The organism is Exiguobacterium sp. BMC-KP (genome assembly GCF_001275385.1).
Classification (GTDB): Bacteria; Bacillota; Bacilli; order Exiguobacteriales; family Exiguobacteriaceae; genus Exiguobacterium_A.
In genome coordinates this window covers 1908656-1933031 of sequence record NZ_LGIW01000015.1, presented here as the reverse complement: position 1 = coordinate 1933031, position 24376 = coordinate 1908656, and the positions used below count along the sequence as shown (strand labels likewise).

The 24376-nt window shown below is 46.8% G+C and carries 20 protein-coding genes and 2 riboswitches; of the genes, 12 read left to right on the top strand and 8 right to left on the bottom strand.

The window, feature by feature from the left end:
- The first annotated feature begins 40 nt into the window (after positions 1-40).
- Positions 41-1111, top strand: a complete 1071-nt coding sequence (locus tag ADM98_RS15715; RefSeq protein WP_053454300.1) for a glycerate kinase — start codon at positions 41-43, stop codon at positions 1109-1111.
- 63 nt (positions 1112-1174) lie between these two features.
- Entirely contained in the window at positions 1175-1744 is a 570-nt protein-coding gene (locus ADM98_RS15710) for a hypothetical protein (protein ID WP_053454299.1), read from the top strand.
- Positions 1745-1790: 46 nt separating this feature from the next.
- Here the strand turns inward: ADM98_RS15710 and ADM98_RS15705 are convergent, their stop codons facing one another.
- Positions 1791-2270, bottom strand: a complete 480-nt coding sequence (locus ADM98_RS15705; protein ID WP_053454298.1) for a glutathione peroxidase — start codon at positions 2268-2270, stop codon at positions 1791-1793.
- 171 nt (positions 2271-2441) lie between these two features.
- Here ADM98_RS15705 and ADM98_RS15700 point away from each other — a divergent pair, with 171 nt between their 5' ends.
- The 6 genes from ADM98_RS15700 (at position 2442) to ADM98_RS15680 (ending at position 8705) form a co-directional block, all read left to right on the top strand.
- Positions 2442-2636 (top strand): hypothetical protein, encoded by a 195-nt coding sequence (locus tag ADM98_RS15700; protein WP_023469379.1) that lies wholly within the window; start codon positions 2442-2444, stop codon positions 2634-2636.
- 241 nt (positions 2637-2877) lie between these two features.
- Positions 2878-3031, top strand: a riboswitch (cyclic di-AMP (ydaO/yuaA leader).
- A gap of 221 nt (positions 3032-3252) precedes the next feature.
- Positions 3253-3333, top strand: coding sequence for a potassium-transporting ATPase subunit F (locus ADM98_RS17745; RefSeq protein ID WP_082318578.1), 81 nt, complete (start codon positions 3253-3255; stop codon positions 3331-3333).
- Positions 3334-3356: 23 nt separating this feature from the next.
- A complete protein-coding gene (gene kdpA, locus ADM98_RS15695) occupies positions 3357-4997 on the top strand; it encodes a potassium-transporting ATPase subunit KdpA (protein WP_053454297.1) in 1641 nt (546 codons plus the stop codon).
- Positions 4998-5017: 20 nt separating this feature from the next.
- Positions 5018-7084, top strand: coding sequence for a potassium-transporting ATPase subunit KdpB (gene kdpB, locus ADM98_RS15690; RefSeq protein ID WP_235504928.1), 2067 nt, complete (start codon positions 5018-5020; stop codon positions 7082-7084).
- 14 nt (positions 7085-7098) lie between these two features.
- Complete coding sequence (gene kdpC, locus ADM98_RS15685; RefSeq protein ID WP_053454295.1) at positions 7099-7620, top strand: K(+)-transporting ATPase subunit C; 522 nt, start codon at positions 7099-7101, stop codon at positions 7618-7620.
- A complete protein-coding gene (locus tag ADM98_RS15680) occupies positions 7617-8705 on the top strand; it encodes a universal stress protein (protein ID WP_053454294.1) in 1089 nt (362 codons plus the stop codon). The genes kdpC and ADM98_RS15680 overlap by 4 nt, the downstream gene beginning before the upstream one ends.
- A gap of 194 nt (positions 8706-8899) precedes the next feature.
- Here the strand turns inward: ADM98_RS15680 and ADM98_RS15675 are convergent, their stop codons facing one another.
- Both ADM98_RS15675 and ADM98_RS15670 read right to left on the bottom strand, forming a co-directional pair.
- Positions 8900-12271, bottom strand: a complete 3372-nt coding sequence (locus tag ADM98_RS15675) for an SH3 domain-containing protein (protein ID WP_053454293.1) — start codon at positions 12269-12271, stop codon at positions 8900-8902.
- Between the two features lie 200 nt (positions 12272-12471).
- On the bottom strand, positions 12472-14502 hold the full coding sequence (locus ADM98_RS15670; protein ID WP_053454292.1) for a thioredoxin domain-containing protein: 2031 nt from the start codon (positions 14500-14502) through the stop codon (positions 12472-12474).
- A 600-nt stretch (positions 14503-15102) separates the two neighbouring features.
- Here ADM98_RS15670 and ADM98_RS15665 point away from each other — a divergent pair.
- Both ADM98_RS15665 and ADM98_RS15660 read left to right on the top strand, forming a co-directional pair.
- Positions 15103-15282 carry a hypothetical protein gene (locus ADM98_RS15665; RefSeq protein WP_053454291.1) on the top strand — a complete coding sequence of 60 codons (180 nt, stop codon included), beginning with the start codon at positions 15103-15105 and terminating at the stop codon, positions 15280-15282.
- Between the two features lie 129 nt (positions 15283-15411).
- A complete protein-coding gene (locus tag ADM98_RS15660; protein WP_053454290.1) occupies positions 15412-18159 on the top strand; it encodes an FN3 associated domain-containing protein in 2748 nt (915 codons plus the stop codon).
- Positions 18160-18184: 25 nt separating this feature from the next.
- Here ADM98_RS15660 and ADM98_RS15655 read toward each other — a convergent pair whose 3' ends face one another.
- Positions 18185-18541 carry a hypothetical protein gene (locus ADM98_RS15655; protein WP_053454289.1) on the bottom strand — a complete coding sequence of 119 codons (357 nt, stop codon included), beginning with the start codon at positions 18539-18541 and terminating at the stop codon, positions 18185-18187.
- 348 nt (positions 18542-18889) lie between these two features.
- On the opposite strand from ADM98_RS15655, the gene ADM98_RS15650 reads away from it, so the two are divergent.
- Both ADM98_RS15650 and ADM98_RS15645 read left to right on the top strand, forming a co-directional pair.
- The gene (locus ADM98_RS15650) at positions 18890-19768 is read left to right on the top strand and encodes a CAP domain-containing protein (RefSeq protein ID WP_053454288.1); all 879 of its coding nucleotides are present in this window, start codon (positions 18890-18892) and stop codon (positions 19766-19768) included.
- A gap of 87 nt (positions 19769-19855) precedes the next feature.
- Positions 19856-20353: a GNAT family N-acetyltransferase gene (locus tag ADM98_RS15645; RefSeq protein ID WP_053454287.1), complete on the top strand. Its 498-nt coding sequence runs from the start codon at positions 19856-19858 to the stop codon at positions 20351-20353.
- Positions 20354-20408: 55 nt separating this feature from the next.
- On the opposite strand, the gene ADM98_RS15640 is transcribed toward ADM98_RS15645, so the two are convergent.
- The 4 genes from ADM98_RS15640 to ADM98_RS15625 all read right to left on the bottom strand — a co-directional run bounded on the left by ADM98_RS15640 (position 20409) and on the right by ADM98_RS15625 (position 24359).
- On the bottom strand, positions 20409-21224 hold the full coding sequence (locus ADM98_RS15640) for a MetQ/NlpA family ABC transporter substrate-binding protein (RefSeq protein ID WP_053454286.1): 816 nt from the start codon (positions 21222-21224) through the stop codon (positions 20409-20411).
- A 27-nt stretch (positions 21225-21251) separates the two neighbouring features.
- Positions 21252-21917 carry a methionine ABC transporter permease gene (locus ADM98_RS15635; protein WP_053454285.1) on the bottom strand — a complete coding sequence of 222 codons (666 nt, stop codon included), beginning with the start codon at positions 21915-21917 and terminating at the stop codon, positions 21252-21254.
- On the bottom strand, positions 21907-22920 hold the full coding sequence (locus ADM98_RS15630) for a methionine ABC transporter ATP-binding protein (protein ID WP_053454284.1): 1014 nt from the start codon (positions 22918-22920) through the stop codon (positions 21907-21909). The genes ADM98_RS15635 and ADM98_RS15630 overlap by 11 nt, the downstream gene beginning before the upstream one ends.
- Positions 22921-23004: 84 nt before the next feature.
- A riboswitch (SAM riboswitch) is annotated at positions 23005-23109 on the bottom strand.
- A gap of 62 nt (positions 23110-23171) precedes the next feature.
- A complete protein-coding gene (locus ADM98_RS15625) occupies positions 23172-24359 on the bottom strand; it encodes an aminotransferase class I/II-fold pyridoxal phosphate-dependent enzyme (RefSeq protein WP_053454283.1) in 1188 nt (395 codons plus the stop codon).
- Positions 24360-24376 lie beyond the last annotated feature (17 nt).

Below are 24376 nucleotides of genomic sequence, written 5' to 3'. Positions count from 1 at the left end.
ACAAAGATTAGCCGATTAACTTATAAAGAAGGAGGATAAAATGCGGCATTTGATTTTATTAGATACGTTCAAAGGAAGTATTACTTCAGAAAAAGCAGCAGAGGCTGTCGCAGCTGGTATCCTCCAACAAGATCCTTTTGCCATCATTGATCGCTCACCAGTTGCAGATGGTGGAGAAGGAACGCTTGCTGTGTTTGCCTCAGAAGGATATACCATTCGAAGAGAGACGACGATTGATTTAGCAGGACGCTCTTGTAAAGTCATGTACGCTCAGAAAGGAGACGAAGCCATCATTGAAGTTGCACAAATATGTGGACTCACAATGAGACATGAAAACGATGATCCATTCCTAATGCATACGAGAGGTGTAGGGAATCTCGTCAATACGTTACGTAAAAAAGGAATAACGAAGATTCGAATCGCTCTTGGAGGAACGGGAACGACGGACGGAGGATTAGGCTTTCTTCATGAGATGGGATGTTCTTTGAAAGACGAAAAAGGTGTACAGATTCAATTTCAAACGAATCCGTTAGTGGAGACTAAACAAATTATCCGGAAAAAGGTTTCTTTTTCTTTAGAGGCACTTGTCGATGTGCGTTCACCGTACTCTGGTGAGGATGGACCAGCCTATCTATTTGGAGCACAAAAAGGGTTACAGCGAGGTGAAATCGTGTGTCTGGATCAGCGACTAAAAGAGATAGGATCTCTACTTGAGTTGGAACATGTTCAAGGTGCAGGAGCTGCGGGAGGACTCGGCGGAGCCATTCATGCCATAGGAGGAACGATCACCTCAGGTGCGCAATCGATTCTGGCGTATTTAAGAGTCGAAGAACGATTGAAGCAAGCAGATTACGTATGGACAGGTGAAGGAAAAGTCGATCGACAAAGTCAGCTCGGAAAAGTGACGGGTGAGATTGCACGCGTTGCTTCTATCGTTCAAGTTCCTTGTCTTGTTCTTGCTGGAGTGGTCGAAGAAAAGATACCGGGGACACTCGATTGTCGTTCGATTCACGAAGGACAACCCATCACACTGGATCGAGAGCAGACGTATGCTCGTTTAAAAGAGCAAGCGCGTAGTTGGCTAGAAGAACTTTCAGCGAAACAGGGGTGAAGTCGGAAAAGTTTGGGTAAATAACTGTATATTGCCATACTTTTAGAGAAGGTAGGTCGTCTTATGATTAATCAATCGATTCAACTATCGTTTCGCCAAGTCCGGGCGCTTGTCGAACATACTCTGTTGCTGTTTAAAGAGCTTGATCAACAATTAGCGAATCGTGGATATGAGCCTGTTTTGCCGGAAGTCGTTCAAACGGAGCATGGTCTGAGTATTCATCAGACGAAAGAGAGTGCCGAGTCACTCGTTCCGCATTTTTTAACGCGGACGTATGTCCGGCAACAGGAAAAATCGAACCAACATGGATTGCTGATTTCGGTGCAATATACGCATCCTCTTCATGAACGCTTTGATCCCGTCGTCCTTGTCGGTGATGTTACGTTCAAACAGGCGAAACATGCGCTAAAAATCTTGAGCGAGAAACCATGGCTCTTGAAATACGCTGCTTTTGAATCGACGATTGCGCGAGACTTCGTCGCGGATGGAACACGATATACGACACAGCCCATCGATGAAATCGAAGAGTTGATTGTCTGGGGACATCCGTTCACGGAAATGCGCGATATCGATGACGTCAAACGATTGGCAGAAGAAATGATCAGCCGCCATCTCGAACCGGGAACGACATGAAAACAAGCTTCCGTTTCTTCGTGAGAGAAGGAAGGAAGCTTGTTTTTTAGACTTGAACGAGAAGTCGTTCGATTGCTGCTGTTAAGTCGGTCGGATTCGTTTTTGGAGAGAACCGTGTCACTTCACCATCGCGTGTCACGAGGAATTTCGTGAAATTCCACTCGATGTCTGTTGTACCATCTGTTGTTGGCGCTTGTGCTTTTAGTTCTTCGAAGAGTGGATGAGCCTGCTCCCCATTGACATCGATTTTTGAAAAAACAGGGAACGTCACACCGTAGTTGATCTGACAGAATGACTGGATTTCTTCATCCGTCCCCGGGTCCTGATTTGCGAACTGATTACACGGGAAACCAAGCACGGTCAGTCCTTGCGCTCGGTAGTCTTGATGCAATTGTTCGAGTCCTTCGAACTGCGGCGTCAAGCCACATTTGCTAGCAGTATTGACGATCAACCACGCTTGAGCGGGGTAGTCTTTCAAGGACGCTGTCGTCCCGTCAACACGTTGAAATGAATGATCCTGTAACATATCAATTCCTCCTTTTTTAACTACCCTTTTAGTGTAACAAATCCGTTTTCTTATCGTCTTCTGTCACTACTCATGAGATGACAGAAACATCACAATCGGGTATCATCGACGATTTTTCAACGAATTTTTGTTACGATAATAAAGAATATGGAAGGAAAGGAGAGATGCCACATGAGAAAAATGTTGAAACAATCGCGGTTCGTTATGATCGCGACGCTTTGTCTCGTCCTCGTAGGTAGTTGCATTACATTACTGACGCTTGGATTCGAACGCGATATTGTGATTCTTGTTTCTGGAGTGGTTGCCCTATGGGTGACGATGCTAGCTCCTTTGACGGTCCATGCCAAAATGAATCAGCAATCATAATTCTGGTTTTCTCATGAAACCGCAGAATGATTCGCTCTGAAATGAAGTGTTTTCATTTTAGATGAAGGAATCGATTTCTGCGGTTTTTTTTCTTCTATAGCATAGGTGTGAAAAACACTATTTTTAGAAAATAAGTCATTAAAAAATCAGACTATTTTTTTTTCATCTTTTCTATTTACAAGCCTCAATAATCGGAGTAATATCCATCTCATCAACGAACACTAACATGTTAATGCTTCGATCTCAAAGTACGCCGAATTCATGATTGAAGCGGGGGACCCAACCGTCACAAACCGTGACACGGGGTGAATCCTTTCCGATCGGGAAAGGTAGGGCGAAATCCTAGGTATGCCCGAATCCGACAGCTAACCTCGCAGGCGTTTTTAGGAGGGAACGACTCTTTTTCAGTATGCCAAGTTATATAGGCGATGCTGGGGCCGTTTATTGCCTCACATCGTCTTTTCGTCGTGTTTAATTGTAAAAATATTGAATAATATGGGGGAAATTTCATAATGGGAGAGCTATGGAGTGTTGTACTGCTTGCCTTCTTCTTCGGTACGACGTTCGGGATGATTCAGTTGATCGAACGCGTCCAGTGGAGAGCAGGTGACCGCAAATGACGTGGTTTTTATTAGTAACGGGATGTCTCGTCTTTTTGTATCTCGGTTATTGTCTGATCTATCCGGAAAAATTCTAATCGCATAGGGAGAAAAGAAAAACATGTGGACTCAATTCCTGATCCAATTTTGGATCCTACTCGTCATCGCACTTTGTGCAGCAGTCTTGCTCGGTCGTTACATCGGGACATACTTCGCGCCGATCGCAGAGCGTCGAGTCGATACAATCGGTAAGGTTGAACGACGCATTCTGTCGTTACTCGGTGTCGATGAAAAGAAACAAGATCAATCGTGGGTCGGCTATTCAAAAAGTTTATTAGCCGTCAATCTACTCTTTTTCATCGGAGGCTACTTGTTGCTTCGCTTCCAAGGCAGTCTGCCACTTAATCCAAACGGTGCTGCGAATCTTGAGTGGTCGACAGCGCTTCATACGACGATCAGCTTCATGACGAACACCGATCAACAACACTATTCAGGTGAAGCCTTATCGTATCTCTCACAAACGTTCGTTCTTGGAACGATGTTATTTGTCGCACCGACGATGGCATTCACGGTCTGTATCGCAGTCATTCGTGGTCTTGCCAACAAGCCGCTCGGTAACTTTTATGCGGACTTCGTTCGCTTCATCACACGTATCCTGCTTCCGATTTCATTTTTCTTCGGAATGTTGATGATTTTACTTGGCGTGCCGCAAACATTTGGTGGAGCGATCAGCGTCACGACGCTTGAAGGGGCGAAGCAGTTGATTTACCGTGGACCGGTCGCAGCATTTGAAGTCATCAAACAACTCGGTAACAACGGCGGTGGTTTTTTCGGAGCAAACGGTGCACATCCGTTTGAAAATCCGAACCAATTCGTCAACTTCATCCAGATGTTCTTGATGTTATTGATTCCGATGTCACTCCCGGTCGCGTATGGAAAAATCATCGGTTCTGCGAAACAGGGACGTCTTTTCCTCGGTGTCATGACGATCTTATTCATCATGATGACATTCGGAATGGCAGGTAGCTTGTTTGCAAATCCAACCGCACACGGTCAGGAATTACGCTTCGGTCAAGTCGGTACAGCACTTTACAGTTCGATTACGACAGCGGCTGAAACCGGTGCAGTCAACGCGATGCATGACTCGCTTCATCCGCTCGCAGGATTGATTCAACTAGGGAACATGATGCTCAACGTCGTTTATGGTGGTGCGGGTGCCGGATTCCTGAACGTCTTACTCTATGCCTTCGTCGCTGTTTTCTTGACGGGTCTCTTAATTGGACGAACACCAACGTTCCTCGGGAAGAAAATCGAGACGTTCGAAGTGAAGATGATCGCGATCGCACTTCTTGTACCGCCGTTCCTGATTCTTGTCGGAACCGCAATCTCGATGTACGTTGCACCAGGTGTTGCCGGAATTTCGAATCCAGGCTATCACGGTCTATCGCAAGTCTTGTATGAATTCACGTCAGCGACAGCGAATAACGGATCCGGATTTGAAGGGCTTGGGGATGCGAACGTCTACTGGAACGTCTCGACGTCGTTTGCCTTATTCTTCGGACGCTACATTCCATTGATTTTAATGCTTGCGATCGTCGGTTCGCTGAAGGCGAAGCCGTCCGTGCCGCAAGATGAGTTTTCGTTTAAAACAGACACACCACTCTTCGGAACAGTCTTCCTCGGTACGGTCGTACTCGTCGGTGCATTGACATTCTTGCCAGTGCTCGTACTTGGACCGGTCGCGGACTGGCTGACGATGTGAACAGGAGATAAAAGCATATGATGGAACGTATCATGCATCCGACGCCCGAGGAACACCAACCGAATGGGCAGCCGGATCAGCAATCGAAATCAGCAATCAACGGCTCGATTGTCCGCCAAGCGACAATCGATGCCTTTAAAAAATTAAATCCCGTCAATATGATTAAACAACCGATCATGTTCGTCGTCTGGATTGGTTGTTTACTCGCAATCGGTTACACGATCTTCATTGACGAGATGCGCGGCTTCAACTTGACGGTCAGCGTCATCCTCTTTTTGACGGTCTTGTTCGCGAACTTCGCGGAATCAATCGCCGAAGGACGTGGGAAAGCGCAAGCAGACTCTCTGAAAGCATCAAAAGCAGACGTCATGGCACGCAAACGTGTCGGACAATTGATTGAAAGTGTCTCGTCCGCGACGCTTCGTAAAGGGGATATCGTCTTTGTTCGAACAGGCGAATATGTACCAGGTGACGGTGAAATCATCAAAGGTCTTGCCTCGATCGATGAATCGGCAATCACGGGAGAATCCGCTCCGGTCATCAAGGAAGCAGGTGGGGACTTCTCATCTGTCATCGGTGGCACGCTCGTCGTTAGTGACGAAATTGAAGTCCGGATCACGAGTAACCCGGGAGAATCGTTCCTTGATCAAATGATTGCGCTCGTTGAAGGAGCGAGCCGTCAAAAGACACCAAATGAACTGGCGCTATCAACGCTGTTGACGAGTCTGACCTTGATTTTCTTACTGGTCGTCATGACGTTACCTGTCTTTACGCATTACCTTGGATTTGATTTATCGGGTCCGATTTTAATCGCTTTACTTGTCTGTCTGATTCCGACGACGATTGGTGGCTTGTTATCGGCAATCGGAATCGCTGGAATGGACCGCGTCACCCGTTTTAATGTCATCGCGATGAGCGGTAAGGCGGTCGAAGCAGCCGGGGATATCCAAACGATCATCTTAGATAAAACGGGAACGATCACGTTCGGGAACCGGATGGCGTCAGAGATCACGCCGGTCGGTGGACGCTCTGCCGAGCAGGCATTCGAAGGAGCGATCATCGCTTCGTTAGCCGATGAGACACCGGAAGGACGTTCCGTCTTGGAACTCGCAGAACTACGAGACATGCCAGTCGAACGTCAGTGGTTAGATGGAGCAGAAATCATCCCATTTCGCGCAGAAACACGGATGTCAGGTCTTGATTTAACGGACGGTCGCCGTGTTCGTAAAGGGGCGGGACAAGCGATTCAAGAGTGGGTTGCAGAACAAGGCGGAGTGATTCCAAATGACTTACAAGAGACAATCGATTCGGTCTCGCGTCTCGGTGGAACACCGCTTGTCGTCGCGATTGACGCAACAATCCTCGGGGTCATCTATTTGAAGGATACAGTCAAACCAGGAATGCGGGAACGGTTCGATCGACTCCGTGAAATGGGAATCAAGACGATCATGTGTACGGGAGATAACCCGTTGACGGCAGCAACGATCGCTCGAGAAGCAGGCGTTGATGATTTCGTTGCGGAATGTAAACCAGAAGATAAGATTCGTGTCATCCAGCAAGAACAAGCAGCCGGTCATCTCGTCGCAATGACAGGAGACGGTACGAATGATGCACCAGCGCTCGCTCAAGCCGACGTTGGTCTTGCGATGAACAGTGGGACACAGGCAGCAAAAGAAGCAGCAAACATGATTGACCTCGATTCGAATCCGACGAAAATCATCGAAGTCGTTGAAATCGGGAAACAGCTCTTGATGACACGGGGCGCCTTGACGACGTTCTCGATCGCAAACGATGTCGCAAAATACTTTGCGATCATCCCGGCGATGTTCATGGTCGCGATTCCGCAGATGGAAGCCCTCAACATCATGCGTCTTGATTCTCCGACGACAGCGATTCTATCTGCTTTGATTTTCAACGCGATCATCATTCCAATGTTGATCCCACTCGCGATGAAAGGTGTCTCGTACAAACCGATGACGGCCGATCAATTGCTTGGACGGAACTTACTCATTTACGGTCTTGGTGGTGTTGTTGTTCCATTCGTAGGCATTAAAATCATCGATGTCTTGCTTGCAAGCATCATCTAAGGAGAAAACGAATCATGAAACAAGCCATTCGTGTGACGATTTTCGTCACGGCATTATGTGGGATTATCTTTCCCGCCTTATTGACGCTATTCGGTCAACTGTTTGTACCGGATAAAGCAGCCGGTTCGCTCGTACAGGAAAACGGAAAATTCATCGGATCGGAATTGATTGCCCAACCGTTCACGTCGAAACAGTATTTTCATGGACGTCCATCAGCGGTCGATCAATTAGCGGGGTCATCTGCTGGGGATAACCTAGCAGCATCGAACCCGGAGCTTGGCACGAAGATGGCGGAATTGCAGAAACAGAACCAAGTGGACGGCGCTTCGCTTCTGGACGATGCCCTCGTGACATCAGGTTCTGGCTTCGATCCGCATATCTCAGTCGATTATGCTTTGGTTCAGGCGAAGCGTATCGCAACCGCCCGCGATTTGTCGCGTGACGAGGTCCGGAAGTTAATCACGAAAGAAGCGGGGACACATGATTACGTCAACGTGTTACGTTTAAACTTAGCACTTGATCGGAGTAAGTCATGACACGGGGAAAGCTGAAGCTTTATATCGGCTCAGCTCCTGGTGTCGGGAAAACGTATAAGATGCTTGCCGATGCGCGAATCCTGACTCTTGAAGGCAAGGATGTCGTCATCGGTCTGATTGAAACGCATGGTCGTAAAGAGACGGCGGAGATGGTCGGACAACTCGAACAAGTCCCTTTACTAGAGGTTGTCTATAAAGAGAAAGTGTTTCTTGAGGTGAACGTGGACGCGATCATTGCCCGTCACCCGGATATCGTTCTGATTGATGAACTGGCGCATACGAATGCGCCAGGATCCGAGCGAAAGAAACGCTATCAAGATGTTGCGGCACTACTTGACGCCGGTATCAATGTCTACTCGGCCGTCAACATTCAACATTTCGAGAGTCTACTCTTTAAGGTCAAAGAAGTGACGGGTGTCGAGGTTCGGGAGCGAATCCCGGATCCGTTTCTTGGTGAAGCCGATGAGATTCTACTCGTCGACGTTACGCCGCAAACGTTACGGGAACGACTCGAACAAGGAAAGATTTACAAGAAAGAAAAAATCGAACAGAGTTTAAATTCCTTCTTTTCGCTTCAGAATCTCGCAAGCTTACGCGAGTTATCGTTACGACAAGTCGCCGACGAAGTCGACGATCAAGTCTATCAATCACGCTTATTGATTGAAAAGGATCCAGCGACGTTACAAGAACGAATTCTCGTCTGTATCCAACTTAATGACAATGCCCGGAAGTTGATTTACCGAGGATTCCGAATGGCGAGTCGATTAAAAGCAGAACTGTATGTCTTGACGATTCTACCGGCAGCAGAGAATCAATTGAATGCGAAGCAAAAAGAAGTCTTAGCGATGGTACGTGAGAGTGGCTCCTTGTTTGGAGCAGAGGTATTGATTCGGATACAAGGAGAACGCTCGATTGCCCAAGCGATCACAGCTGCTGCTAAACATCATCGCATCACGCAAATCGTTATCGGTCAATCCGCGCGGACCCGGTGGCAGGAGATCCGGCGCGGATCGATCATCAATGAAATCATGCGTCATGTCCGTGGCATCGACATTCAAATCGTTTCCGATGACTTAGAACGCTAGGGGAGCCCTTCCGCGTAAATGCAGGGGTTTTCTTCGATGTATCAATCGTCCGTTAAGAACGAGTCAATCATCTAGGTATGGAGGGTGGTTCTTCTTGTTCTGCATTCATCAAAAAGGAAAGGCTGTTCCGGTGTACTTACCAGAACAGCCTTTCCTTTTATTCATACATATAGATGAGTTGATTCCTTTATCCCTTAACGAGCGAATACTGGGATATCAAAGACAGCCGTATAGCTATCCATTTGTTGATATAAATCATAAATTCGAGTCGTTTGCTTCGCTGCCCATCCCATGTCTGTCGCATATTGATGACGACCAGGATTCATTGGGTTCCAGCGCATTTTATAGAGTGTGTTTTGATTGTATGCATGGTGAATGTACTGGGTTCCGATGAATTCGGCTCCACCCATGATGGCTGCTTCCGGTGTAAACCATCCTTTTTCATAGGCTGTTCTTGCTCCACCGTTAATTGGATCCGAATCGACAGCACCGATTCCGTACATGTTATAGACCATTTTTCCATTCCATATGACTCCATTTGCTAGTGTTGACGTTCCATTTCCCGTCTCTAGAAGCGCGTGAGAGATCAGGTAGATTTCGTTGACTGAATAGGCTGTTCCAGCATCGATGAATGCTTGTCCACAGCTTCCAGTCGTACATTTCCCGAAGATACCTTTTGTACTGATAATTTTATCTAACGTTGCAGCAGAAGCGCCTGTCGTCTTCGATAAATCAAGGAATTGGAAGAATTCCTTTGAAGAGCGACTGACCTTTAACGGATCAGCTACGTTCCGGACATCAGATTCGAGTGCATTCAACCAACCAAGTGTCCAGTACCCTGTGGAAGAGGTATAAACACGCGGATACGTCGTATAGAAATCACCGATTCGTTGATAGACCTTAATCATCTGTTTCGGTTGGAATTGTCCATAGATATGGCTATCCGTTGCTGCACCAGAACGGATATTCAGTGGCGTCGTTGACGAAACGGTTGCTAGCGTACCGTTGACAGGATCTTCTGATCCACCAAACCGAACATACATCGAGCTGACATACATCATTTTGTTTTTATACAAATCCGTTTGTGGTGAAGGATTTAACTTCATTTGAGTACTGATGAAGGTATCAAATGTATACGGCGTCGCGATAGAGTTGTAGACATTTAATTTTGAAGATGTCGTCACAAGTGTTCCATTATACGCATAGCCTGATTTACCTTGATAGGAAATCTTATACCACTGTCCGATTTGACCAGTGACGTTGACGACTACGTTCGAAGGAATCGTCGTCACGACTTGATATGAACTTCCGACATACGAACGAAGTGGAGTAGCACTTGTAGCGCGAACATATAACGAGTCTTTCGAAATATAGTCGATTTTACTTGTGGATGCCTTCGTATCGACATAACCTGTTTTTCCATTGATCGTTACTTTATGCCATTGTTTATTCGTATGCGATGTAATGAGTGAAGTCGTGTAGTAAACATTTCCTTTAGCTAATGTCGTAAGTGTTGTTGCTTCTTCTAAAGGTGAATTTCGAATGATTAAATTCTCGTTCGCGAGGAAACGAGCACCACTAATCTTTTTCGTTTCTGTGTAAGGTGTTAAATAGGATCCATCGATGTAACCTGTTTTTCCATTAACACTCACATTCGTCCATGTCCCAATCGTACCGTTCACTTGTACGACTGTTCCTTTCGCAAGCGATGAGACTTCGCTGTATGTTGGACCGGCGTATGACTTTAGAGAAGTCGTTTGTACCGTTTTATAACGATGGGCTGAAATCTTACTGTATGAAATCGGGTTTCCTTGGTTTGCTCGGATGTATCCTGTTTTCCCATCCACTGAAATACGATGCCACGACTGACCGTGACCGTTCGTGACAAGACGCGTCGTGTAATAGACATCCCCATTCTTTAGCGTTTTCCATGTATCAGCATCGGTCTGATAAGTTGTCTTGACGTCGATTGATGTGTTTAATACATAACGCGCTGGTGAGATTGTAGACGTTACGATGTATTCGTTCAAATCCTCTTGATGAACGTATCCAGTTTTTCCTTCATACGTCACACGGTACCACTCATTGATGGACCCTGTTACAGATACCTTGGTTCCGCTTGGGATGGACTTGACGGAAGCGTAAGATACGCCAGCATAAGACTTCAAGCCTGTAGCGTTAGTAGTTTTCATCGTCACGCTATCAGCTTGATAGATGACTTTTTCTCCACTGCCATACGCGATGTAGCCTGTCTTCCCGTCTTTTGTGATCTGATACCATTTTTTAGAACCAAGTGTGATGAGACGTGTCGTGTAATAGATATCGCCTTCTTGAAGTGTAGCGACTTTAAATGCATCTGCCTCAGGAGCGACTAAAACATCCGTTGAGGACGTGACTGCGAAGCGTGTACCTGAAATCTTTTGGACGATGGCTGCTGTCTTAAACGTCGCAGCGGACGCATATCCTGTTACACCGTCGTACGAGACACGATACCATGTACCGATTCGACCAGAGACGAGTGGTTTTGCACCGGCTGGGATCGACTTGATCCCTGCATACGAGCTGCCTGCATACGACCGAATCGTCGTTTTAGCTGTTGTGACGAATGACATGTTCGTCAGACTTTCATAATTCACGCTAGTCCCTTGATTTGCTAAGATATAACCGGTTTGACCGTCTTTTTTGATTTTGTGCCACGTGCCACCACGTGAATCCGTTGCAAGTGTCGTCGTGTAATACGCATCACCTGTTTTTAAAGAAGCAATCGTTTTACTCGTTGAAGAGGCAGATGCTTTGATCTCAACGGATTTCTTCAATAGAAAACGTGCAGTAGGAATCGTTTGGACACTTTGTTTAGAGACTTGTAAAAAAGCGTCACGGTGCATATACCCACTATTTTTTCCGTAACGAACGCTATACCATTCATTAATTTTTCCAACTACTTCAACGTTTGTTCCAGATGGAATCGATTGAATTTTTGGATATCCCGTCCCTGCATAGGTGCGTAATGTATAGGTATCAGTCGTTCGAAGTGTTTCGTTCTTGATGTTTTGATACGAAACAGGAGTAGCGCCGGATGGGACATATCCTGTTTTCCCTGCGTAATTCAGACGATACCATGTCTTACCGTATGGATCGGTAACCCGCTGTGTCGTATAATACACATCCTTATTTTGCAAGGTGCCAATCGTTGTTGCTGTCGTGCGTGCCGCATTTTTAATCGCCGTATTTGTAGAGACGATATAGCGTTGTCCAGAGATCGCTTGCTTTTTCTCGTACAACACTAAATATTTTGAAGCGACATATCCCGTTTTTCCGCCATATGTTACTTTTTTGTAGCTTCCAGCATCATATGCGGATGAAACGATCGTTCCGGTCTTGATCGTCAACAAGCGTTTCCGTGAAGATGTCGTCTTATCATACAGATCTGTATCTGCTGATAGACGATAAGTCGTTGCTTTCGTCGTCGCTGCGTTCACTATCGGTAGTGATGATAGGATGATGCTAAACACGATAAGAAGACTCGCGAACACCTTCAAAGGTTTCGAGATGGATGTCGTATTCAAAGTATCTTTCCTCCTAGTAGATATTCGTCCAAGCGGACGGAATCGGCTTCTAGGATGTCTAGTCTAAGGTGTACGTACTTATGCCTATTCCTACTATCGACCATATCGGATTTTTATGAAGAAAATATTGGATTTTTTTGAAAAAAGGGGTTTAGTTTTTTGAAAAACCCTCCTGTTTTTTTAAACAAGAGGGTAAAGTGTCATATATCGAATCGTGCGAGGAGTTCTTGAAGATCGGTTGTTGGTCGTTCGCAAGCAAAGTCACGACAAAGATATGCGGTCGGTTTTATTGGTTCAGGATAATCTACGAGAAATGGAGCGAGCGGTAGAAGATTCTGTTTCGTTCCAATCAACAAAGCGACTTCCGGTAGTCGAATCTGTTGAAGCTGATGGATTTCGATCGGAATGTCTGACTCTTCCGGAATCAGAATAATCAACTCCTTCGGTTCCATCTGCCGAGAGGTGAAGATACTAACGAGTGAGGCGAAGCCGGTCGGTTGTTGCTGGACTTCTTCTGTTAAGGCTGCGAGAGCTCGTTCAGCACTTTCCTGATAGATGAGACGCCCGGTCAGGCGGCTGAGCGTAAAGAAAGCGTTCAAGGCAACGCTGTTTCCGGCAGGTGTCACACCGTCATACAGATCGAGCGGACGAACGAGTAGCTGATCAGAGCGCAAAGAGGTTAAATAAAAATAACCATCTGCTGTCTGGAACTGATCGCGTAACACATCAGCCAGTGTTAAAGCCTCCTTCAGATGCAGCGCCTGTCGTGTCGATTGGAACAGTTCAAGATGTGCATCGATCAAGTAAGCATAGTCGTCAAGAAATCCGTGCCCGGTCGCTTGTCCTTCGCGGTAATGAACCGCAAGCTGATTCTCAGTCCGGACGACGTTCTCGAGCGACGTCATAGCACGCGTTGCGACATTCGTGTAATGAGGTTCACTAAAGACACGACCAGCTTTTGCGAATGCTGAAATCATCATCGCGTTCCAAGACGTCAAGCGCTTATCATCACGGAACGGACGCGTGCGTTCATTTCGTGCGTGAAGGAGAAGCTGCCGCTCGTGTTCGAGTTGCGCTGCCGTCTCAGCAGGCGACAGGTCAACGGAACGTGCAAACGTTTCGAGCGTTCGTCCTGTCCGGTAAAAGACGTTCCGTCCTTCGAAGTTTCCGGACGGCGAGGCATGATAGAAGCGCGGGAACAGTGCATCCGGTCCGAGTAAGTCAGAAAGTTCTGTTGCCGTGAACGTATAATAATGACCTTCGCCCTCTTCGCTATCCGCATCAAGTGCAGCATAGAAGGTGCCGTCTGATGCGGTCAATTCGCGTTCTGTGAACGAGAGGACTTCTTCTGCGTAGCGGCGGAACCGGATTTGTCCGGTCACTTGATACGTCTCGATACATAACGTCGCGAACCAAGCGTTATCGTAGAGCATCTTCTCAAAGTGAGGAATTTCCCACTTGGCGTCGACCGTATAGCGAAACAGACCGTAGCCGACTTGATCCGTCATTCCACCGTCGCGCATGGCAATCAATGAGCGCATGACCATGTGCAGTGCCGTCTCATCTTCTGCGAACTGGTAATAATCAAGTAAGAAACGGAGTAGGGTAGGCGAAGGGAACTTCGGTGCTTCTCCGAATCCGCCGTGTTGCCGATCGAATTGCCGCATCGCTTGATCAAAGGTGTCGTGAATGATCGATTCATCCCAAGTGCTAGTCGATGAAGCGGGCTGCAATACGTCATGAAGCGTCTGTGACATATTCTGTCCGACTTGTGCAATCTTATCCGGTGAACGTCGGAATTGTTCGCTGAGTTGTAGCGTCACCTGACGAAAGCTCGGGCGATTGAACTGAGGTGTCTTCGGAAAATATGTGCCGATATAAAAAGGTTTTTGATCCGCTGTCATGAAGACGCTGAGTGGCCAGCCACCTTGTCCATTCATGACTTGAGCTGCCGTCATATACAGGTGGTCGATATCAGGACGTTCTTCGCGGTCGACCTTAATCGAGATATAACGTTCGTTTAAGAGACGTGCCGTTTCTTCATCCTCGAAGCTTTCGTGGGCGAGCACATGGCACCAATGGCACGTCGAATAACCGATCGATAAAAAAATCGGCTTTCCTGTATCCTTCGCTGCAAGAAAAGCTTCTTCTCCCCATGGATACCAATCCACGGGTTGGTGTGCGTGTTGTAATAGGTAGGGACTCGTTTCATGGATAAGTCGATTCGACATGATGGATTTCCCTCGTTTCTTCTATAGTAATAAGTCTTCTTCACGATACTCGGCTTTGACGACAGGTGCAATACCGATTCCAGGCAGAACGAAAACGATTTTTCGAAAGAAAGATTGACTTTATAAAGAAATGTGTGCTATATTATTAAAAGTCATGAATCGGGGATGATCACTCATGTGAGAATCTTCAATCCATATCATACAATTAAATCGACAGGTCAGGATTTTTAGACCGCTACTGACAAATGAGTCAGACATAAGTCATCGCTTTTATTTTGTCCTTCTTCATACTACGAGGAGAAGTTGACCCAGCAAGATAAACCTTCCAATCGATACTTTTCCGCTCATTCCCGAGCTATTTCTAAAAATCCCAGTATCATGCGTCCATTGCAGACGCATCACGATTCTTGCTAAAATGCTTGATTCAGCTGGCGCGGCCAAGGAGCCGTAACAACGAAAGAGAGGTAGGGCTTTCGTCGTTTCAGGTGTTTTGATCACCTGTAATCCTCGATTCTCATGACAACCAAAAACAACGACACGCTGATGAGGCGTTTTTTTTGTGCCTTTTTTCGGGTAAAGCTGAAAGAGGGGGGTGACGACATGCCATGGAATGAAAACGACTATCCGGATTCGTTCAAGAACTTCGATCTGCCACTTCGAAAAAAAGCGATCGAGATCGCGAACGCTTTACTAGAAGAAGGGTATGAGGAAGGGCGAGCAATTCCGATTGCGACGTCGCAAGCCGAAAAGTGGTACGAAAGTCACAAAGACGAACAATAAAAAGTTGTAAGCGATACCATTTCTTTCATTTACGAAGGATGGTATCTTTTTTTACGAAAAATATACACTCTTGAGAATATAATCTGATATTATAAAGAAGTGTCAGAAAATTCAATAGGGGGTCTCATCATGAAATACGGCAGTACGTTTGGAAAGTGGGCATTGGCCGGAGTATTAACAGCAGGAATCCTTCCACAAGCGGGTCTTGTCGGGGCAGAAGGCGAAGGCGTCATCTTGTCTGAGTACATAGAAGGAACAAGCAATAATAAGGCAATCGAGCTATACAATGGGTCGGGGCAAATCATTGACTTAGCAGACTATACTCTCGTTCAATATACGAACGGTGGACCAACGGAAGCGAAAATTACACTATCGGGGAAAGTCGATCCAGGTAAGACGTTCGTCATCGCGAACTCGAGTGCGAACGCGGATATCAAAGCAAAAGCACAATTGACGACGGGGTCATTGAACTTCAATGGAAATGATCCGATCGCATTGAAAAAGGGTGACGTCGTCCTTGATATCATCGGACCAATCGGTTCATCAACGGATTTCGCAAAAGATACGACACTCGTCCGTAACTCAGGCATCACGTCTGGTGCTAAGACGTACGAGCCGTCGCAGTGGACAAGCTTCCCTGTTGATACCTTGACGAATCTCGGCAGTCATCAGACAGAAGCGGGAGACATTCTTGCAGCACCAACGGCTTCTCCAGTCGGTGAAGTCGAACGTGGGGATCAAGTGACATTGTCAGGCGAAGGAACGATTCATTATACGATTGATGGCTCAACACCAACTGTCGAGAGTCCGGTTTACTCTTCACCGATCACGATTAATGACGAAGTGACGATCCAAGCAGTTGCCGTCAAGGATGGTAAAACGTCCGCTGTTTCGACGTTCAAGTATTATATCGCACCGCCGATCACGAAAATCAGTAACATTCAAGGTGTTGCGCATACGTCCCCTTATGCAGATCAACTCGTCCGGACGACAGGTGTCGTCACGTATGTCGTCGATGCAAACAACTTCTATATGCAAGATCCGAATCCAGATAACGACAGCCGGACATCGGAAGGGATTCTCGTCTATGCAAAAAATCATGGTGCTGCCGTTGGACAACAGGTCGCGACGACAGGATACGTCAAAGAGTGGTTACTTGGCGGTTACAGCGATAAAGCCGATACGGATCTTGCCGTCACTGAAATCAGCACAGTCAATCTCGTTAAGGGAGCGCTCAACGAAGGATTACCGGCGAGTATCGTCCTTGGTGATAAAGGCGTCTTGATTCCGACTCAAGTCGTCGACAATGATTCTTTCGCTCAGTTTGATCCAAAAGAAGATGCGATCGATTTGTATGAAAGCTTAGAAGGTATGCGTGTCGCATTACCAAACGCGATCGTCACAGGTCCACAGGCGAACCGAACGATTCCAGTACGAACGCAGACAGCAGATAAGGTCTACACGAAACGAGGAACACCGATTCTGACGAAAGACAACGTCAACCCAGAACGTCTTTTCGTTGAGATGGGAAGCTCGTCGTACCGTGCGAAAGCTGGTGATACATTCAACGGAACAATCGAAGGTGTCATGAGCTACAACTATTCAGCTTATAAAGTACTTGCAAAAGCGGCTGACCTTCCGCCACTCGTTGCGCGTGAAGCAGATCGTCAACCAACGAACATCAAAACGGGTGAATCACGTTTAACAGTCGCTTCGTACAACGTCGAGAACTTTGCATCAACAGCGGATGCTGGGAAAGTCGATCGTGTATCAGAAGGAATCGCAACATTCCTGAAAACACCAGACATCGTCGGTTTGACGGAGATGCAGGATAACGATGGTGCAACGGACAGCGGAACAGTCGATGCATCGAAATCATTCGAGACATTAATCGCAGCAATCGAAGCGAAAACAGGCGTTCGGTATGCCTATACGGACATCGCACCTGAAGATAAGAAGGATGGCGGACAGCCAGGCGGAAACATCCGTGTCGGATTCCTTTACAATCCAGCGCGGGTCTCACTCGCGCCAGGTGAAAAGGGTGGCGCGACGGAAGCCGTTGCGGTTGAAAACGGTAAGCTGACGAAAAACCCAGGTCGCATTCAGCCGACGGATCCGAACTTCGCAAGTTCGCGGAAACCCCTCGTCGCAGAATTCCTCTTTAACGGTGATTCGTACCATGTCATCGTCAACCACTTCAACTCAAAAGGTGGCGACGGAGCTGACTTCGGTAAAAACCAACCAGTTGTACGTAAGAGTGAAGTCCAGCGTCACGCAATCGCGAATATCGTCCAAGGATTTGTCTCTGAATTAAAGACAGAAGTCAAAGGCTCAAACGTCGTTGTCCTTGGCGATTTGAACGACTTCCAGTTCTCAGAAACGTTGGATATCCTAAAAGGAAAGAATCTGTGGAATACGGTCGATGATCTTCCGGAATCGGAGCGTTACTCTTATGTCTACAACGGAAATGCGCAAGTACTTGACCACATCTTGATCTCAAATAACTTAAAACGATACACGTCTTCTGATATCGTCAATATCAACTCGGAGTATATGGAAGCAGACGGTAGCGCGAGTGATCATGATCCGGCGATCATCTCGATTCAAGGTGCAGAAACGGTCGTACCAGTCAAAGGAATCGCAGAAAACGGAAAGTGGCGTGCTGTTCAAAAAGGAAAACATATTTTCCTCGAATGGAAACTTGGCCGTCATTGGTTAAAAGCGAGCGGAACGACTGGAGAACAACAAGGTGAGTTACTCGCACTACGTGTATCGCAAGATCGACCATACATTCAAGTGAAGACGAAAAAAGGTAAAACGATTTGGTTAGAGCTTGTTAATCTGTGCCAATTAAAAGAAACGAAAAAATATCAGTAATCGGACGAAATGATGAAAAGCGGACTTAATGGTCCGCTTTTTTGCGTGACGGTACAAAAAGTGAGAAAAGAGAAAGCATACTAATCGAGAGAGTTGAGATTAAAGCGATAGGAAGAGGAATAACGCGGAACATATACGTGAAATGGATCAGGATCAAAAATAGAATGATGGCAAGACCGGGAATGAATTTTTTAGAAAGTAACATTCCAGAACCGGGAACGAGTAATTCGAAACCGAGGCGTTGATTCAGTCGGACATCTTCGTGCGCATTAGCTAAACTAAACGATACGGTCAAAGCTACGAGAATCATCCATCCAGAAAATAAGTATTGCTGAATTGGTAAAAAGGCGATGGACTCATAAATGAAATACAGTAAAACCATAGGTCAACTCCTTCATTTCATTATGTTATTTGGAAAAGCATTGAAAGTTTGGCTTACGAGTTCTAATGATACCGAGTAGGAATTCCGAGAGCAATCAAAAATCTCAAATGACGAAATAAAAGAATGTTCACACATTTTAAGAAAAGGGAAAGATGGTTTAGTATATGTACTAAATGCTTTTAAGAATCCTCTTCACTAAAGCATTTTACTAATGTGGGAACGTTATCATGAAATGTGTCGAATTTGTGGACACAAGATGTGATTTAGACAATTAAGAGCCAATGGCTGTTCGAAAGAATCATTTTCTTTTAAAATAAAGGTAATGATTAAAGGAGGCGAAACGAAGACATGAAAAAATGGTTGATCATCGGAGTAGCAGCAGTAGCTTTTTTCGGTTACGAGAACATTCCAATGGAACAGGCAGAAGCCGATTATCCTAAAAGCGGTGGCAAGCTGATTGATCGATATAGCAGTGAATATCCAGGTTATGACTGGGAAGTCAGGCGGACGTCCAGCGAAGAATTCGTATCGTTGACGAAAGACGGGAAAGAATACGGGAAGTACCGGTTTAAAAACGGTATAACGACGCAAGGTGCGATCTTGAATAAAGATACGGAATCGTCTTTAAAGAAAAAGGGCTGGACCGCAGTGAAGTCCTATCGTAAAGGGAATACGAATTATATGTTGAATTTAGATCATGCAGCTGTTTATGAGAAGAAGGGCAATTACGTGACATACTTCTTTGATCAGCATGACGGCAATAAGGTCAAAGCGACGCTTTCGATTCCAAAAGACGTCGAAGCGAAGAAAAAAGGGTTCTACGGCACCGCTTCGAATACGTTACGAACGACAGATGAAAAACTGATGCTTCGTTTGATGAACTGGGAACGGGCTGACTATCAGCTGAATCCATTAGCTCCGTACACGGCATTAAAGCCAGTGACACGCGGACATAGCGAAAACATGGCGAAGAATAACTTCTTCTCGCATACGGATCCGCAAGGACGTGATCCGTTTGACCGGATGAAGCGTGAAGGTATTACGTTCAGCTATGCTGGTGAAAATTTATCAATGGGATATCCGAATGTTTTCGCATCACACTGGGGTTTAATGAATTCAAAAGGGCACCGGGATAACATTTTGAAAAAAGAGTATAAGCAAGCAGATGTCGGTGTGGCGTTTCGAAGTAATGCGCCATACTTTACGATCAATTTCCGGAGACCTTAAATACGTAAAAAGAGGACGACATGTAATGATGTCGTCCTCTTTTTCATGAGTTGGTTTATTCTATATTAAAAGCAGGAGGTGGAAATGATGGAAATACGTCAATTAAGTGCAGAAGATGCAGCTCTTTATAAAGTACTGCGGTTAGAAGCCTTACGAAACCATCCGGAGGCATTCGGTTCGGATTACGAAGCAGAAAAGGATCGACCGGTCGAACAGTACGCAACTCGTCTTGAAAGCGAACAGGCATCGACGTTCGGTGCCTTTCATGAAGGAGAACTCGTTGGTGTCGTCACCATCGTCTGCCTAGAGCCGGTCAAGGTGCGACATCGAGCGAATCTGTTTGCGATGTACGTCACGCCACGCGTCCGAAAACAGCAGATTGGACGACGACTCGTACAAGAAGCCCTACAGATATTAAAAGAGCATCCTTTAATCGAGCAAGTCCATCTTTCGGTCGTCCAGACGAATGAAGCTGCTAAAGCGTTGTATCAATCGCTCGGTTTTGAATCATACGCGATCGAACCACGGGCACTGAAAATCGGAGATATGTATCATGACGAAGAACTGATGTGGTATCGATTCTAATAAAAACATCCAGGTTGTAGAGAGGTCGTCTCTCTAACATCCGGATGTTTTTTGATTAGTTCGCCCATTCAGGCTTACTGAAGCCTTTGAATGATTTTTCGATGACTGTATTGAAAGCGTCCGATTCAACAGCGGCTTTCAAGTCTTTTGCGACTTGTGCGTCTGCATCTTTCGTTTGGACAGCAACAAGGTTACGGTACTGTTCGTCCATCGTCTCAAGCGCTAACGCATCGAGTAAGTCGAATTTCGCAGCAAGTGCGAAGTTCCCCGGAACAGCTGAGATATCGACACTCTCGATGGCGCGTGGTAGTTGCGCTGCCTCGAGTGGTTTAATGACGAGTTTTTTCGGATTCTTGACGATATCCTTTTCAGAAACCGTCAATGGATCAGTGTCCGGCTTTAGTTCAATCCAGCCTTGTTCCGCAAGTAAGTTCAACGCACGTGCTTGGTTCGTCGGATCGTTCGGCGTTGCGACTTCAGCGCCCGTCTTGACATCTTCGAGGGTCTTCACTGTCTTACTGTACAGTCCCATCGGTGCCGTCGGAACAGTGATCAAGCCTTTTAAGTCGAGGTTCTTTTCTTTAGAAAATGTCTTGAGATAGATCGAGTGTTGGAACAAGTTGGCGTCGATATTACCGCTACCGAGTGCGATGTTCGGTTGGATATAATCACTGAACTCGACGATTTCGACTTTGTAGCCTTTCTTTTCGAGTTGCGGCTGAATCGCTTGTTTGACCATGTCGCTATACGGACCGCTCGTCGCGCCAATCTTGATTGTCTTGTCTTTTTCGTCCGCACTGCTGTCTCCGCATCCTGCGAGGACTCCTGCACCGAGTAAGGCTGTGGCTAAAAAGGCATATCGTTTTTTCATGATTCCACTCTCCCTTTGTATGTATGATTAGCGTTTATCTGTTTTTCGCGCCAGTTGATTGCCAAGTGCTTGAATGCTTTGAACGATGACGATGAGGACAACGATCGTGACGATCATGATGACATTATCGTAGCGATAGTAACCGAATCGGATCGCGAGGTCACCGACACCTCCACCACCGACATTGCCAGCCATCGCCGAGAAGCCGATCAGGCTGATCGTTGTCAGGGTGATGCCTTGAATAATCCCTGGGAGTGCTTCCGGTAAGAGAACGCTGACGATGATCCGTAACGGTTTTGCGCCACAGGCTTCAGCGGCTTCGATCAAACCAGGTGGAATCTCACGCAGTGACGTTTCGACGAGTCGTGCGAGAAACGGAATTGCTGCGACACTGAGGCTGACGGACGCGGCCGTCGGACCAATCGTATTATCGAGTAACAGTTTCGTTAAAGGAATAAGGGCAACCAGCAAGATGATGAACGGCAATGACCGGACGATGTTGACGACGAAGTCAAGGACACGTCGGATAGCAACGTTTTGAAAGAACAGACCACGATCGGTGACGAACAAAATAATCCCGAGCGGAATCCCGACAACCAATGCGAATGTAAGAGAAATTCCGACCATCCATGCCGTCTCACCGAGTGCTTTCAGGAGCTCGGGTAACATCATTTGAATACGTTCAAGCCACATCCTGAATCACCTCGAGTGCATGAAGTTCAGTTGCGAGCCAGTCAAGGGCAGGGGCGATTTGGTCGGATGATCCCGTCAAACTGACGATCAGGACACCAAAGGCGACGTCTTGAATGTAGTCGACCTTCCCGTGCAAGATACTGACCGAGATATCGTAACGCCGAATGGCTTCTGATAGTGTACTCTCACCAGTTTTCTCACCTGTGAACTGTAAACGGATGATTTTTCCGGGTGTCGCTTGCAAGATGCGTTCCGGCAGTTCAATCTGTAGTGCCGTATCGACGTAATGTTGTGTGACCGGATGTTTGGCTTGACTGAACAAGTCATAGGTCGAAGCGACTTCGACGACTTCTCCTTGCGACATGACGGCGACGCGGTGGCAAATCTGTTTGACGACATCGATCTCATGGGTGATAAGAACGATCGTTAGACCGAGTCGTTCATTCAAATCTTTCAACAAATCCAAAATCTGCAGCGTCGTGACCGGGTCAAGGGCAGATGTCGCTTCGTCACATAACAGGACGGTCGGATTGTTCGCGAGTGCCCGGGCAATCCCGACGCGCTGTTTCTGCCCACCGCTCAGCTGACTCGGGAAATTCGTTTCAAATCCTTCGAGTCCGACAAGCGAAACGAGCTCACGAATCCGTTCTGGGAAATCGGCGCGTTTCACACCAGCTGACTTGAGTGCAAAAGCGATGTTATCCGCGACGTTACGTGATTGAATCAATTGGAAGTGTTGAAAGATCATTCCGGTCCGCAGTCGTAGTTGGCGCAAGTCCGCTTTAGACATCCCACCGAGCGAGACACCGTCGACCTTGATCGTTCCTTGTGTTGGATGCTCGAGTCCGTTGATCAGGCGAAGCAACGTACTCTTACCGGCACCGGATTCACCGATGATGCCGAAGATCTCTCCTTTTTGAATCGTCAAATCGACATCCCGTAATGCAAAAATCGGGGTCCGGTCTCGGACGAACCGTTTTGTAATGTGTTTGAATTCAATCATCCGCTCATCTCCTCATACAAAAAAAGTCGCTTTTTCCTAGTAGCAGAGCAACCAGAAAAAAGCGACGAAAGTGTAAGATTTCGTAACTTATCTCTCAGAATGAATCCATTCTGTAGGATGTGGCACCGTTCCTAATAGGTGGTTGCCGGACGTCGTTGGGCCTAATCCCTCGGTCGCTCTCGATAAGTAGTTATGCTGTTGGGATTTACTCTAACGGAAATGATTCCCATCTGTCAAATGTTTTTTCAGAATTATTCCGCAACAGGCGTCCGGAACAGGTTGAGCGTTCCGATTCGGTCAATGGCTTCCTCCAACCGTTCGACATCAGCAATCAAGCTAATTCGGACATAACCTTCTCCGTATTCACCGAAGAACGATCCCGGGGTTACGGCAACGTGCGCTTCGTCAAGCAGGTGATCGGTGAAGCTTTGGGATGTGTATCCTTCAGGCACCGGAAGCCAAACGAAGAATGAACCGCCTGGACGTGGTCCACTCCATCCAATTTCATCGAGTTTTGCGAACAACGCATCGCGGCGAGTTTCATACAGATTACTTAACTCGCGGACGCATGTCTGTTCGCTCGTTAAGGCAACGGTCGCCGCATGTTGAATCGGTGTGAATGCACTGACGTAGAGATGTTCTTGGTACGTCTCGATGCTTGAGATGACAGACGGATTTCCGATTGCGAAGGCAATCCGGAAGCCGGACATATTAAAGCGTTTTGAGAGCGAAAATAGCTCGATGCCGACGTCTTTTGCGCCTTCTGTTTGCAAGAAACTTCGGGTCGGACCATCGAAGCTGATACCGCCGTATGCTAAGTCATGGACGACACAAATATCGTTCGCATCCGCGAAAGCGACCGTTTGTTCGAAGGCTTCCGCTGTTGCCGTGGCGCCAGTTGGATTACTCGGATAGTTGAGGAACAACATCCGGGCACGCTCAACGTCTGTCGTATCGAGCAAATCATAATCCGGTAAGAAGTCGTTTTTCTCAAGCAACGGTAAGGTGATCGGGTATGCACCGGCAAGTGCAGCACCAGACAGGTAATCCGGGTATCCGGGATCCGGAACGATGACACCTTCCCCAGGGTTAACGATCGTTTGCGGTAAGGCGACGATTCCTGCCTTACTACCGAGAAGAATCGCGACTTCCGTTGCCGGATCGATCGTGACACCAAATTCGCTTGCGTAAAATCGCGCGACAGCTTGTTTTAGAAAATCATGTCCACGAAACGGTGGATATTGAAGGTTCGTTGGCTCATCGATCGCCTGTTTCAAAGCGTCGAGAATATGTACGGGCGTCGTTTGATCGGGTGTTCCTTGACCGAGTGTGATGACATCGTGTCCGGCAGCTTTCACAGCACCAATCCGATTCGCAAGTTCAGCGAAGACGGGAGCAGGAAGCCGGTCAATGGCGATGGATGGAGCGAAATGTTTCATAAGATGTGTGCCTCCTT